Annotated in this window: 14 protein-coding genes; 6 read left to right on the top strand and 8 right to left on the bottom strand. The window is 70.8% G+C overall.

Going from position 1 to position 13,292, the window contains the following annotated elements; all coding sequences use genetic code 11:
• Positions 1–39 precede the first annotated feature (39 nt).
• Positions 40–1,290, bottom strand: coding sequence for a lysylphosphatidylglycerol synthase transmembrane domain-containing protein (locus K340_RS29890; protein ID WP_051266219.1), 1,251 nt, complete (start codon positions 1,288–1,290; stop codon positions 40–42).
• A gap of 80 nt (positions 1,291–1,370) precedes the next feature.
• Here K340_RS29890 and K340_RS0113370 point away from each other — a divergent pair, with 80 nt between their 5' ends.
• The gene (locus K340_RS0113370) at positions 1,371–2,297 is read left to right on the top strand and encodes an AEC family transporter (protein WP_029137088.1); all 927 of its coding nucleotides are present in this window, start codon (positions 1,371–1,373) and stop codon (positions 2,295–2,297) included.
• 10 nt (positions 2,298–2,307) lie between these two features.
• Here the strand turns inward: K340_RS0113370 and K340_RS0113375 are convergent, their stop codons facing one another.
• Genes K340_RS0113375 through K340_RS0113385 form a run of 3 tightly spaced genes read right to left on the bottom strand, consistent with a single transcriptional unit; the run spans position 2,308 to position 4,629 of the window.
• Positions 2,308–2,955: a response regulator gene (locus K340_RS0113375; protein ID WP_029137089.1), complete on the bottom strand. Its 648-nt coding sequence runs from the start codon at positions 2,953–2,955 to the stop codon at positions 2,308–2,310.
• Positions 2,942–4,156, bottom strand: a complete 1,215-nt coding sequence (locus K340_RS0113380; RefSeq protein WP_051266340.1) for a sensor histidine kinase — start codon at positions 4,154–4,156, stop codon at positions 2,942–2,944. Before K340_RS0113380 ends, K340_RS0113375 begins: the two co-directional genes overlap by 14 nt.
• An 11-nt stretch (positions 4,157–4,167) precedes the next feature.
• A complete protein-coding gene (locus K340_RS0113385; protein ID WP_029137091.1) occupies positions 4,168–4,629 on the bottom strand; it encodes a PPOX class F420-dependent oxidoreductase in 462 nt (153 codons plus the stop codon).
• A 72-nt stretch (positions 4,630–4,701) separates the two neighbouring features.
• Here K340_RS0113385 and K340_RS29895 point away from each other — a divergent pair, with 72 nt between their 5' ends.
• A complete protein-coding gene (locus K340_RS29895; RefSeq protein ID WP_051266222.1) occupies positions 4,702–6,060 on the top strand; it encodes an MFS transporter in 1,359 nt (452 codons plus the stop codon).
• Between the two features lie 19 nt (positions 6,061–6,079).
• On the opposite strand, the gene K340_RS0113395 is transcribed toward K340_RS29895, so the two are convergent.
• A complete protein-coding gene (locus K340_RS0113395; RefSeq protein WP_037364639.1) occupies positions 6,080–6,304 on the bottom strand; it encodes a hypothetical protein in 225 nt (74 codons plus the stop codon).
• A gap of 108 nt (positions 6,305–6,412) precedes the next feature.
• Entirely contained in the window at positions 6,413–7,039 is a 627-nt protein-coding gene (locus K340_RS0113400) for an IMPACT family protein (protein ID WP_029137093.1), read from the bottom strand.
• Between the two features lie 64 nt (positions 7,040–7,103).
• On the opposite strand from K340_RS0113400, the gene K340_RS0113405 reads away from it, so the two are divergent.
• The 3 genes from K340_RS0113405 (at position 7,104) to K340_RS0113415 (ending at position 9,614) form a co-directional block, all read left to right on the top strand.
• On the top strand, positions 7,104–7,802 hold the full coding sequence (locus tag K340_RS0113405) for an HAD family hydrolase (RefSeq protein WP_029137094.1): 699 nt from the start codon (positions 7,104–7,106) through the stop codon (positions 7,800–7,802).
• A 112-nt stretch (positions 7,803–7,914) separates the two neighbouring features.
• A complete protein-coding gene (locus K340_RS0113410) occupies positions 7,915–8,307 on the top strand; it encodes a YciI family protein (protein WP_029137095.1) in 393 nt (130 codons plus the stop codon).
• Between the two features lie 44 nt (positions 8,308–8,351).
• Positions 8,352–9,614 (top strand): RNA polymerase sigma factor, encoded by a 1,263-nt coding sequence (locus K340_RS0113415; protein ID WP_029137096.1) that lies wholly within the window; start codon positions 8,352–8,354, stop codon positions 9,612–9,614.
• Positions 9,615–9,637: 23 nt separating this feature from the next.
• On the opposite strand, the gene K340_RS0113420 is transcribed toward K340_RS0113415, so the two are convergent.
• A complete protein-coding gene (locus K340_RS0113420) occupies positions 9,638–10,708 on the bottom strand; it encodes a hypothetical protein (protein WP_029137097.1) in 1,071 nt (356 codons plus the stop codon).
• Between the two features lie 103 nt (positions 10,709–10,811).
• Here K340_RS0113420 and K340_RS0113425 point away from each other — a divergent pair, with 103 nt between their 5' ends.
• The gene (locus K340_RS0113425; protein ID WP_029137098.1) at positions 10,812–12,779 is read left to right on the top strand and encodes an ABC1 kinase family protein; all 1,968 of its coding nucleotides are present in this window, start codon (positions 10,812–10,814) and stop codon (positions 12,777–12,779) included.
• Here the strand turns inward: K340_RS0113425 and K340_RS0113430 are convergent.
• On the bottom strand, positions 12,717–13,250 hold the full coding sequence (locus K340_RS0113430; protein WP_029137099.1) for a DedA family protein: 534 nt from the start codon (positions 13,248–13,250) through the stop codon (positions 12,717–12,719). The genes K340_RS0113425 and K340_RS0113430 overlap by 63 nt on opposite strands.
• Positions 13,251–13,292 lie beyond the last annotated feature (42 nt).

Raw genomic sequence — 13,292 nt, forward strand, 5'->3', positions numbered from 1 at the left:
GTAGGGGCTGACGGCGGCGATGCGTGCAGCGACGGGCGGTCAGCGCACCGCGGGATCCGGCGTACCGGCGTTCTCGTCGTTCGGCAGCTCGTCTATCGGCTCGGTGGCGATCGTCTCTTCGTCTGTCGGCTCGGTGTTGAACTTCTCGCCTCCGCGATCGCTGCGGGCCGATGGCCAATGCTCCTGCGTCGCAATGGCCATCGTTTCCTCGCTCTCTGTCGGCTCGGTGACGCCGTTGCGGCGGTCGTTGTACGCCAGCACACCCATGAAGCCGAAGCCGACCGGGATCAGCAGCCAGCAGGAGAACAGCCGGTAGACGACGACGGCCGCGGCGGCCGGCCCCTGGGCGGCACCGGCGGACACCAGGCCGGCCAGCAGCGAGGCCTCGATCAGGCCGATACCACCTGGCGTGACCGGGATCTGCCGCACCACCTGGATGCCCAGGTACAACAGCGCGAGCTTCCACAGGTCGATGTCCAGGTCGAAGGCCATCGCCGCGGCGTACAGGCTCGCAGCGTCCAGTAACCAGTTGGCCAGCGAATGGCTGAGCACCACGTTCCAGTCCCAGGCGGGGACCTCGGCCGAGCGGTGCACCGCATCCAGTACCTGCCGGCCGGCGGCGCCGAGCTTGGGATGCCGGACCTCGAACGCGTCCAACCGGGGGGTCTCCCGGGTGACGAGGCTCCGCCGGCGCTGCCGGGTGAGCCAGATGGTCAGCCCGATGATGGCGGCCAGCACGGCGCCGCCGATCCACACGGTGATGAACGGGTGCTCGTAGCCGAGCTGACGCAGATGGGTCCACGAGGTGATCAACAGTCCGGCCAGGTACAGCAGCACCAGGGCGACGACGGAGATGACGCCGGACAGCAGCAGCACCGATGCGGCCGTCGCGGACGATGCGCCGCTGGAGCGGAACTTGCGGTACACGTAGCCGGCGGACACCGCGCTGCCGGCCGGTACCGACATCGAGATGGCCGAACCCGAGTAGGTGATCGCCCCCATCCGCCGGAAGCTGACCGGCACCCCGAACGCCTTCAGCAACCGGCGCTGCTGACGGATCATCATGCCGATCGAGGCGATCTGCAGACCCAACGCCGCGACCGTCCACCGCCAGTCGGCCGACCGCAGCGCGTCCCAGAACTGCGCCGGGTCGGGAAACTTCGACCGGAGCACTGCGGCGACGATGACGGCGACCACGACGAGCGCCGCGATCCGCAGCACCAGCTGCCATCGGTGCGGGTGGGTCTTCCCGCCCGCGTCCGGGGGCGCCGCTCCCGACGAAACGCTCATCTGTCCATGGTGCACTGTTTATTGACGATCCAACGCCTCATTTTGTCTCGGGGCGGTGAGGATCACGTAGCGTCTGCCCAGTGCTGTCGATCCTGCAGGGACTGGGTGTGTTGTTCCTGGTGATCGCGGTCGGGTTCCTGTTGGCGCGGTTCCGGGCGCTGCCGGAGGGGACCGAACAGGTGCTGACCCGACTGGTCTTCTTCGTTGCCACCCCTGCGCTGCTGCTGCACACCTTGGCGAGCGCCCCGGTGGGCACCGTGCTGTCCGGGTCGCTGGCCGTCACGGCGATCACCACGACGGTCGGTGCCGCCGGATACCTGCTGTTGGACAGGGTGTTCTGGCGGCGGCCGCTGGGGGAGAAGGTGATCGGCGCGCTGGCGTCCAGCTACGTCAATGCCGGCAACCTCGGAATCCCGATCACCACGTATCTGTTCGGCAGCGCCGCGTTCGTTGCGCCGGTGATGATGTACCAGCTGGTGGTGCTCGCGCCGGTGGCGTTCGTGGCGCTCGACCTGGCCGAGACCGGTATCCGTCCGTCGTGGCGCCGGGTGCTGATGCAACCCGTGCGGAACCCGCTGGTGCTCGCCTCCGCGCTCGGGGTGGTGCTGGCGGTGACCGGCAGCCGGCTACCGCAGGTGCTCGAGCAGCCGATCGAGATGATCGGCGGCATGGCGGTGCCGGGCGCGCTGATCGTGTTCGGCATGTCGCTGTACGGGGCGCCGCTGCCCGGACGCGGCGGTGGCCGAGCGCGCCTGGTGGCGATCAGCGTGCTGAAGCTGGCAGTGCTCCCCGCAGTGGCGTATCTGGTGGGGCGGTGGGTTTTCGGCCTGGCGGGCACCCCGTTGCTGGCCGTCACGCTGTGCGCGGCGCTGCCGACGGCGCAGAACATCTTCGTCTATGCGATGCGGTACCGGGTCGGTGTCGGGCTGGCCAGGGACGCGGTGGTCAGCACCACCTTGGCCTGCATCCCGGTGTTGATCGCCATCGTCGCCCTTGTCCACCGGTGACCGTGCACCGCTAACGGCGGATCAGCCCGCGAGCCGTCGCCTCGGCCACCGCCGCGGTCCGGGAATCGACTCCGAGCTTGCCGAAGATGTGCACCAGGTGCGTCTTCACGGTCGCCTGGGACAGGAACAGCCGGCCGGAGATCTGCTGGTTGGACAGGCCTTCGGCGACCAGGGCGAGCACCTCGGACTCCCGGCGGGACAGCGCGGTCCCGGGGATCCGCATCCGGTCCATCAGCTTGTGCGCGATGGCGGGCGCCAGTGCGGACCGGCCGGCCGCGGCGGTCCGGATCGCGGTGGCCAGTTCCTGCACCGGGGCGTCCTTGAGCAGATAGCCGGCGGCGCCGGCCTCGACCGCATCCAGGATGTCGGCCTCGGTGTCGTAGGTGGTCAGCACCAACACCTTCGGCCCGCCGGCCGCGGTGATCGCCCTGGTCGCCCGCGGCCCGTCCAACCGGCGACCGAACTGCAGATCCATCAGCACCACGTCGATACCGCCGGCCAGCGCCACCGCGATCGCCTCGTCACCGGACGATGCCTCGGCCACCACCCGCAGGTCCGGTTCGGCCTCCAGTACCGCCCGCAGTCCGGCCCGGACGATCGGGTGATCGTCGGCCAACAGCAGCCGGATCGTCGGCGGTGCAGCGTCAGTCGAGGTCATGGCCGTCTCCGATGCCGAACGTGGCGGCCACCGCGGTTCCGGTGCCTGGGGTCGATTCGACGGTGAGTGTCCCGCCGAGTTCGGCGGCCCTGGATCGCATCGACGCCAGGCCGAAACCGCCGCTGTCGTTGGGTGTCGGCGCCGCGGTCGACGGATCGAAACCCGTTCCGTCGTCGACGATGTCCAGCGCCACCACCGAGTCCAGCCGGCTCAACGTGACCCGCACGGCCGACGGGGCGGCGTGCTGCACGGCGTTGCCGAGTGCGGACTGCGCGATCCGCAGCAGGGCCACCTCCACCGGCGTGGGGATGCTGCCGGCTCCGCCGGTGCTGTCGAATCTGACGGCGATCCCGGACTCCGCAGAGACGGTGCGGCACAACCGGTCCAGCGCCTCGGCCAGCGGCCGGCCCTGCAACTCGGCGGGGGCAAGGGCCCGGACGAAGCGCCGCGCCTCGGCCAGATTGTCGGCCGCCGAGCGGCGGGCCAGCTCCACGTGGCCGGCCGCGCGCTCCAGCGCCGGCCGGTCGGCCCGCGGGTCGGCGAGCGTACGGCCGGCGGCGCTGAGCAGCAGCTGGATACTGGACAGCCCCTGAGCCAGGGTGTCGTGAATTTCCCTGGCCAGTCGCTCGCGTTCCCCCAACACCCCCGATTGCCGCTCGGCCGCGGCCAGTTCGGCCCTGGTCGATTCCAGTTCGGCGATCAGCTCCCGGCGCCGCTCGGACTCGGCGTGCAGCGCCTGGAAGGCGAGCACCGCGGCCACCGCGACGGCCGCACCGATCACCGGCCCGATCACCATCCCGACGGTGAAGCTGACCTGATGCCAGGCGAACCCGCCGATGGCCAGCCCGGCGACCACCGCCACACTCACCAGCCCTGGCCACAGGGGCAACAGGTGCATCAGCAGGAAGAACCACGGGAAGGCCAGCCAGATCGCGTCGGGGGTGACGATCAGCAGGCCGAGCCAGGCGAGCAGCAGCGCGGCCAGCCACCATGCGGCATTGCGCCGGCGCCGTTCGATCGCCGGCGTCAGTGGGCCGACCGCATAGACCACCGCGACGAGCAGGGCCAGTCCGACCACCAGCGGCCGGGCCTGCTCGCGGACCACCGCGACGATCAGCAGCGCGCCGACCAGCAGGTGCATGGCCAGCCGGAGGGCGACCGGCACGCTCAGCGGCGGCGCCGACGCCGGGGTCGCCCGCATCTCGGGAATCGTCAGACCAGCCGAGCCGGGAAACCGCCGGTGGCGATCGGGCCCCACCGCTTCGGCGTCACCCGGATCAGGCACTTGCCCTGCTCGACCATGGCCCGGCGGTACTCGTCCCAATCGGGGTGTTCGCCGGAGATCTCCCGGAAGTACTCGACCAACGGCTCCAGCGCCTCGGGCAGCATGAGTACCTCGGCCGGACCGTCCACCTGGACGTAGGCGCCGCCGAAGTCGTCGGACAGCACCAGGACGTCGGCCCGGGGAGTGCGGGCGATGTTGCGGCTCTTCGCCCGCTCCGGATAGCTGGCGATCACGATCCGGCCGCTACTGTCAAGGCCGCCGGTGACGGGCGAGCTCTGCATCGACCCGTCCCGACGGAAGGTGGTCAGCACCAGGTGGTGGCGGGGCCGGATGAACGCCAACAGGGCATCGAGGCCCACCCGGTCGGCGGTCGCAGCGGTACGTGGCATGAGTTCAGCTTGCCATCCGGCGAGGGACCCGGGGCTGGTGTCCGGCGGCCGACGTTCCTAGAGTCTGGGACGATGATCGAGGAGCGGGCCGGAGATGAGCGAGCGTTGCCGATGGCGGGGATGACGAAAAGCGGTCCGGACGGCGTCCGCCGTGGGCCACTGATCGCTCTGTCGTCGGCCTACCTGATCTCGGTACTCGGCTCTTCGATGGCGGCGATCGCCATTCCCTGGCTGGTACTCACCACCACCGGCAGCGCCGGTCGCACCGGCCTGGTGCTGTTCGTCCAGATGACCCCCTACGTACTGGCGCAGGCGGTGGGTGGGCCGTGGGTGGACCGCGTCGGCCCGCACCGGACGTTCTGGTCGGGGAACCTGCTGGCCGCACTGTTCACCGGTGCCATTCCATTGCTGTACTCCGTCGGTGACCTGTCGCTGGTGGTGCTGGCGGTACTGGCCGGCGCGGCCGGGGCGGCCCGTGGCCTGGCCGACTGCGGGAACACGGTGCTGGTTCCCGGCGTGGCACGGATCGCCGGGGTATCGGTCGAGCGGGTGTCCGGGCTGAACTCCGCGGCGAACCGGACCGGGCTGTTGCTGGGCGCCCCGCTCGGCGGCGTGCTGCTGGGCTTGCTGAATCCGGCGTCGGTGGTGCTGATCGACGCGGTCACGTTCCTGATCGCCGCCGTGCTGGTGGGGCTGCTGGTGCCCATTGCGGCGCAGCACGGCCCGGCGCCGGCCGCGCCGCCCGTACCGGTCGCGGCCGCGCCGCCCCCTGAGAGGTACCTGACGAAACTGCGGGTCGGCTTCGCCTTCCTCCGCCGCGACCGGCTGCTGCTGGGTCTGTGCATGATGATCGCCGTCACCAACCTGTCCAGCGCCGCGCTCGGTGACGTGCTGGTGCCGACCTGGGTGCTGGACCGCGGCCACCTTCCGTCGGCGTTGGGTGTGGTCGGTGGCGCGCTCGCGCTCGGTTCGATCGGCGGCAACCTGCTCGGCGGCTGGATCGGTGACCGGGTCCGGCGCTGGGTCACCTTCTCCTTCGGCTTCCTGCTCGGCGGGGCGCCGCTGTTCTTCGTACTGGCGGGAACCGACAGCGTGCTGCTGGCCGGCATCGTCGCCGCGCTGAGTGGCCTGCTGACCGGCTCCCTCAACCCCATCCTGGGCGGCATCTGGTACCGGCGAATCCCGCACGACATGTTGGCCAGGGTGATCGGCGTGGTCAGGGCCAGCGGCTGGATCGGCGTGCCGTTCGGGCCGCTGCTCGGCGGCACCATCGCCCAGGCCTGGGGGGTGGACACCGCGCTGTGGGTGTTCGGTGGGCTGACGCTGCTGGCGACCCTGGCGCCGTTCGCCTTCCCGGTGTTCAAGGAGATGGACCCGCCTCAGGACGAGCCGACCCCCGGCCGGACCGCGGAGCCGGCCCCCGGAGGCTGACTTTCAGCACCCGATCGACTCAGCGCCCGCGGTTGCGGGGGTGCTGACGGGCCTGACGCTCGTTGCCGTGCTTGTAGTTGCCGGTGACCCTGGCCATCAATTCCTGCGGATCTCCGGACTCGACGTCGTCCAGGAACTCCAGCGCCCTGGCACCGCGCAGAGTGGTGGCCGGGCGGCCGAAGTGGGTGATCAGTACCTCGCCATCGCGCTCGGTGTAGTCGAATCCTTCGGGGCGTCCAGACATCCCGACACCGTAGCGGTGGATTCAGCAGAGGTGCGACCAGGACGCCGATATCGCCGCTGCGGGCCGATTTTCGCCCACTGGTCGCAGCTGGGTTGAATTTCTCGGGGGTCAGGTCGGCAGGTCGATCCACCGGCTGCCGGTCTCGACGAGTTCGGCGGTACCCGAGGTAGCCACGGCCACCAGTTCGCGCAGCCTGTTCAGGTCGGCGACGGCCAGGTGCAGCGTTGCCACGGCGGCATAGTCGGTCCCGAGCACCGTCACCCCGTTGGCCCGCAGCTCGGACTCGACCCGGCCGGCGTCGGCGTGCGGTAGCTCCAGGTCGGCGAGCGCGAGCTGCTCGCGCTCGACGAAGCCCGCGGCGGCCAGCGCCGCCGTCACCGCGTCGCCGTAGGCCCGGACCAGCCCGCCGGCGCCGAGCAGGGTGCCGCCGAACCAGCGGACCACCACAGCGGCGACGTCGCTGATGCCGGCGCCCAGCAGCACCTGGAGCATCGGCATCCCCGCCGTGCCGGCGGGTTCGCCGTCGTCGTTGCTGCGCTGCAGCTGCTGGCGTGGGCCGATGACGAACGCCGAACAGTGGTGCCGGGCGTCGTGGTGGGTGCGACGCAGCTCGCCGGTCAGCGCACGGGCGTCCTCCTCGGAGCCCACCCGGCGCAGCACGGCGAGGAACCTCGACCGCTTCACCTCGATCTCGGCGGTCGCGTCCGGACCGACCGCCAGCGTCCGGTAGCCCATCGGACCATCATCCCGGGCGGAAAGTCGGCAGCGGGATGTCGGTCCGGCTGTCTACGCTGCCACGGTGCACTCCACAGCCGCGCGCCAGACGCTGATCTTCGATGCCGACGACACGCTCTGGGGCAGCAACGCCTACTTCGAGGCGGTGATCGCCGACTTCCTGGACTGGCTGGCCCACCCGGAGCTGAGCCACGCCGAGATCCGCGCGGTGCTCGACGACATCGAACGGGCCAACGCGGTCACCAACGGCTACGGCAGCCAGGCGTTCCTGCTGAACCTGGCCGAGTGCTTCCGGACCCTCAACTCGCGGCCGCTGGATGCCGCCGAGCAGCGGCAGATCAACGAGCTGGCCGTCGACCTGATCGAACACCGGGTGCAGTTGTTCGACGGTGTCGCCGACACCCTCGAGGTGCTCGCCGGCCGGCACGATCTCAAGCTGATGACCAAGGGCCACCCCGATGAGCAGACCCGCAAGATCGCCGCGAGTGGACTGGGCACCATGTTCTCCTCGATCCACATCGTGCCCGAGAAGAACCCGGACGTTTACGCCGGTATCGTTGCCGCCCAAGGACTCTCGCCGTCATCCAGCTGGATGATCGGCAACTCGCCCAGGTCCGACATCCTGCCGGCCAGGGCGGTCGGGCTGGGCGCGGTGTACATCCCGAGTTCCGACACCTGGGTGCTGGAGCAGGCGGAGCTGGACCCGGACGACCACGGGGTACTCACCCTCGGATCGTTCCCGGACTTGCTGCGGCACTTCTGATCGGCCCGCCGGGCATCGACAATGGCGACGACGTCGAAATCCCGGCGGCGGATTCGACGTCCCCGGTGGAAGGGCCGGAAGGCCGCAACGTCAGCAACCACGAGGAGCAACCGTGAAGTACGTCATCCTGATCCATTCCAATCCGCAGCCCTGGGGTCACCCGACCAGCGACTTCGTCGCCGAGTCGCTCGCGCTGCCGGCAGCCCAGCGACAGCAGATGAATGCCGAGTTCGACGCGATGCTCGGCGAGTTGTCGGCCGCCGGTGAGCTGGTCGGCGGGGAAGCGCTCGGCGACCCGGCCACCTCCAAGCTGTACCGGTGGCGCAGCCAGGGAGCACTGGCGACCGACGGACCGTACTCCGAGTCGAAGGAGCACCTGGCCGGCTTCTTCCTGATCGATGTCGATTCCCGGCAGCGCGCCGAGGAGATCGCGGTGCAGTTCGCCGGGCCGGGGGACACCGTCGAGCTGCGGCCGGCCATGCTGGTCGGCGGGCCCGACCAGTGACCGTCGGAACGAAAGGCCGGCGCCCCGGGCAACCGCACTGATCGATGACGGCCGGCGAGTTCGATGACGTGTGGCGTCGGGAGACGCCACACGTCCTGGCCGCGCTGGTCCGTCGTTACGGCGACTTCGACGGGTGTGAGGACGCGGTCCAGGAGGCGCTGGCCGCGGCCGCCCGGCAATGGCCGGCCGACGGGGTTCCGGAGAACCCCCGCGGCTGGCTGGTCCGGGTCGCCTCCCGGCGCCTCATCGACGCCCGGCGCAGCGACCGGGCGCGCGTGGACCGGGAGGAGCTGGCCGCCACCCGGGAGCCGGTCGATGCCGCGCTGGCGCCGGCCGCCGACGAGCCGGTGGCCAGGGCCGCCGACGACACCCTGCAGCTGCTGCTGCTGTGCAGCCACCCGGCGCTGAGCCGGGCCTCGCAGGTCGCGCTGACCCTGCGTGCCGTCGCCGGGCTGAGCACCGATCAGGTCGCCGCCGCCTTCCTGGTTCCGTCGGCAACCATGGGCCAGCGGATCAGCCGGGCGAAGTCCACCTTGCGCGGCGCCGGCGCCCGGTTCGCCCCACCGACCGCCGCCGAGCTGCCCGGCCGGCTGGACGCGGTGCTGCACGTGCTGTACCTGATGTTCAACGAGGGGTACGCGACCAGCGGCGGGGACCGGCTGGTCGACGCCCTGCTGACCGGTGAGGCCATCCGGCTCACCCGCGACCTGCGGCTGAGCCTGCCAACGGAGCTGGACGCGCACGACGAGGTCGCCGGCCTGCTCGCGTTGATGCTGCTGACGGACGCCAGATCCGCCGCCAGGGTCGACGGCCGGGGCGATCTGATCCCGCTGGCCGAGCAGGACCGGACCCGTTGGGCGCACGCCCCGATCAGCGAAGGCGTGGCGATCCTCGGTCAGGTACTGCCGCGCGGCCGGGTCGGCCCGTTCCAGCTGCAGGCGGCGATCGCCGCGGTCCATGCCGAGGCGCCGACCTGGCAGGACACCGATTGGCTGGAGATCACCATGCTCTACCGGATGCTCGATCGGGTCGCCCCGGGACCGGTGGTGACGTTGAACCTCGCGGTCGCCGTCGGGATGGCACACGGACCAGAGGCGGGGCTGACGGTGCTCGACGGGCTCGGCGACGATCCGGTGATGCGGAACAACCACCGGCGGCACGCGGTCCGGGCGCATCTGCTGGAACTGGCCGGACGCCCGGTCGAGGCGGTCGAGGAGTACCTGAATGCCGCCCGGTTGACGACCAGCCTGCCGGAGCAGCGTTACCTGAACGCCCGCGCGGCCGCTGTCCGCGCGGCCGGTCACTGAGCCTCAGGTCACTGAGCCTCAGGTCAGCAGAACGACCAGGGCGTGTCACGCTGCTGGAACGCCTGGGCCACCCTGGCCGACAGCTCCGGGGTGAGGTCGTACTGCAGGTAGGCGTCCTCGGCCTTGACGGTGCCGGGGAAGAGCTCGGAATACGGCTGCTGCGAGACGAAGCTCAGCCCGTCGGTCAGCAGTTTCTGCCTGGCCGGGAGATCGGCGGTCGCCGCGGCGTTGTCGGCATAGACCGTGCGTACCCGGCTGCGCTCGTCATCGAGCACCGCGGCGGCGGCGCCGCCGATCGCGCCGAGGTCGCCGAGCTTCGCCTTCGCCTCTTCGATCTGGGCGGGAGTGGCCTTCACGGCGAAGGCGGCGATCGGATCGACGCAGGCGTCCGGGCCGACGGACAGCGCCAGGTAGTCGGCGGGGCTCAGCCCGGCCGTCAGGGCCTTCGCGGTCTCGTTGCCGGCCAGGCTCGATTCCGCCGCCGGCAGCTCCGCGAGGTCCGCGGTCGCCGAGATCACCAGGTGCCGAGACGGAATCACCGTCAACCCCCGCATGAAGATCCGGAAACTCGGGTTGGACATGTCGGTGTCGAACCGCAGTTCGTCACCGGACCCGCTCTGCTTGAACTTGTGCTCGGTCAGCGAGTCGGTGACCTCCTTCATGTCCAGGTCGTCCCGCAGCTTGCTGATCGTCACCGGCGGGCCGTCCTTGCCGACGTAACGGACCTCCCAGTCGACGTCCATTCCGTTCCAACCCCAGTCGCCCATCAGCGCCGAGTTGGTCTGTAGGTCGGCGGCTGCCGGCGAGGTTTGCGAGTGCTTGATGAACTCCTTGAGCTTGTCCGCCTGTGCCTTGTCGGTCCACGCCGATCCGGTCAGTTCGGCCAGCCCCCAGCGCTTCTTGGCCGCAGCCTGGTCGACGATCTCGACCTGGGTCACCGAGGCCGGGACCACGGCCAGGGCCTGTTGGATGGTGGACGGACCGGCGGCCGGTGCTGGCGTGCCGGGGTCGGTGGTGCTGCAGCTGCTCAGGGTGACGACGGCTGCTGCCGTAGCGGTGACAGCGTGGAGTATGGCGCGCCGGAAGGTGGTCATTCGCCGATGGTAGGTCGGCGCGCCTGCCAAATCCGACGTTTCGGATGGTTGACGGTGGGTCCGGGCCCGCTCGGGTGGTCGGGCGGCGAGGGAAGGCAGATCGATGAACGTGCTGAACGCCCTGCTCTGGGTGATCTTCACCCTGCTGGTGTCGTTCGTTTTCGGCTATCTGGTGCAGCGGATGCTCGGCCTGCGGTTGGGGCTGATCCGGCTGCTGCTCGGCGGCGGGTTGGCGGTGATCGTCACCCAGCCGATCATGGCCGGCCTGGTCCTCAAGACCTGGAACGACGGCTACCGGGGCCAGGTCGGCTGGTTCTGGCTGCTGGCCGCGCTGGCCGTGCTGTTCACCTCGATGCTCTTCCTGGTGGTCGCCGAGGCGTTCGTGCCGTACGGCAGCGTGCCGCCCGCCCGGGAGTGGGGTGCTGGCTTGCGCGGCCGGCTGCGCCGGTCCCGGCGCTACTTCCAGATCGTCCGCATCCTGTTCCGGCACGGGCTGTGGCCCTACGTCCGGGGTGGCCGGCGACGGGCGCTCGGCACGCCGGCCGGCCGGGCCAGGTTCGGTGCGGCGCTGACGGCGGCCCTCAACGACGCCGGGGTGACGTTCGTCAAACTCGGGCAGCTGCTGGCCACCCGCCGCGACCTGGTCGCCGGGGAAGTGGTCGACGAGCTCAAGAAGCTGCAGGACGACGCGGCGCCGATCGGTTGGGACGAGGCGAAAGCCGTGCTGGAGGCCGAGTTCGACGCGCCGCTGTCGCAGGTGTTCGCCGACATCGACGAGCGGCCGTTGGCCGCCGCCTCGGTCGGTCAGGTGCACGCGGCGACGCTGCTGGACGGCCGGCGGGTGGTGGTCAAGGTCCAACGCCCTGGCATCTCGGCCACGGTCGAGCGGGACCTGGACATCGCGTTCCGGTTGGCCGATCGGCTCGAGGCCTGGACCGATTGGGCTGCCTCGTCAGGTGCCGCCCGGCTGGCAGAGGGGATGGCGATCGCGCTCCGCGAGGAGCTCGACTACCGGGTGGAGGCGGCCAACCTGCTCGCGGTCGCGGGCACCCCGACCGCCGGCTCGAGCCAGGCGGTCCGGATACCGCGGGTCTACCCGGAGTGGTCGGGCGAACGGGTGCTGGTGATGGAGCGGCTGGACGGAGTGCGGCTGGCCGACGCGCCGAACATCGCCGATCCGCTCGGCACCGCCCGGACAGTGCTCGACTTCCTGCTGCACCAGATCACCGTCGACGGGCTGTTCCACGCGGACCCGCATCCCGGGAACATCCTGATGCTGGCCGACGGCCGGATCGGGCTGCTGGACTTCGGCTCCGTCGGGCGGCTGGACGCCGCACTGCGCGAGGCGCTGCAGCGGTTGCTGCTCGGCGTCGACGGAGCAGACCCGCTCGCGGTGACCGACGCGCTGCTGGAACTGATCCCGCGGCCGGAAGACGTCGACATCGAAGAACTCGAACGCGATCTCGGCCGGTTCCTGGCCCGCTACGTGGTGGGCGGGGCCCTCGGCTCGGCCGGCGGTGCGCAGATGTTCGGTCAGTTGTTCCGGGTGGTCGCCGCTCACCGGCTGGCCATCCCGCCGGAGGTGGCGGCGGTGTTCCGGGCCCTGGGCACGGTCGAGGGCACCCTCACCGAGATCGCCCCCCGGTTCGACCTGGTGACCGAGGCACGGCGGGTGGCGGCCGGGCTGGCCGGCGAGCGGGTGTCCGCCGACGGGCTGAAGTCGGCCGCGGTCGACGAGTTGGTGTCGTTGGCGCCGATCCTGCGGCGGCTGCCGCGGCGGGTGGAGCGGGTGATGGCCGCCGCCGAACACGGCAGGTTCGGAATCAACATCCGTCCGCTGGCCGACGAGCGGGACCGCGCCTTCATCCGCGGCCTGCTGAACCAGGTGATCATCACCGTGATCGCGGCCACCGCCGGGGTGATGGCCGTCGTCCTGCTGTCCATCGCCGGCGGCCCCCAGGTGACGCCGTCGGTCAGCCTCTACCAGCTGATCGGCTACAACTTCTTGCTAGTTGCCGCCATTCTCGGCCTGCGGGCGGTGGCTCCGGTCTTCCGGCACGACAGATCCTGAGTCGAGTCCGCGGGAGCGGCGCAGCCGGCGGAGCAGCAGTAGTACCCCGACCGCCAGCAGGGCAGCCACCAGCCAGGCCCACCAGGCGGACCGGGCGGCCAGCGCCAGCCAGGCGTCGAACGCGGCGAGTCCGACGGTGGCGTAGATGAAGGCCCAGGCGACGCAGCCGGGAACCATGGCCAGCGTGTACCGCGGCCAACGCATCGCAGTGAGCCCGGCGGCGGCGTTCACCACCGTCTGGAACCCGACGGTGAGGAACGAGACGGTGACCAGCGGCGCTCCCCACCGGTTCAGCTTCCGCACCGCCGAGCTGACGCGTGGCCCGGTCAGCTTCGGCGCCCAGCGGGTGCGCAACGAGCCGGACCTGGCGGCCCGGCCGATCCAGTAGGTGCCCTGCGCCCGGGCGAAAACGATGACGAACAGGATGATCGCCGCGATCCACAGCGGCCGGCCCTGCCACCAGTTCGGCATCGGCCGTCCCCATCCCCGGCTCGGTCGCGGATCTCGCGCTTG

The sequence above is a fragment of the Nakamurella lactea DSM 19367 genome, assembly GCF_000426645.1.
GTDB lineage: Bacteria > Actinomycetota > Actinomycetes > Mycobacteriales > Nakamurellaceae > Nakamurella > Nakamurella lactea.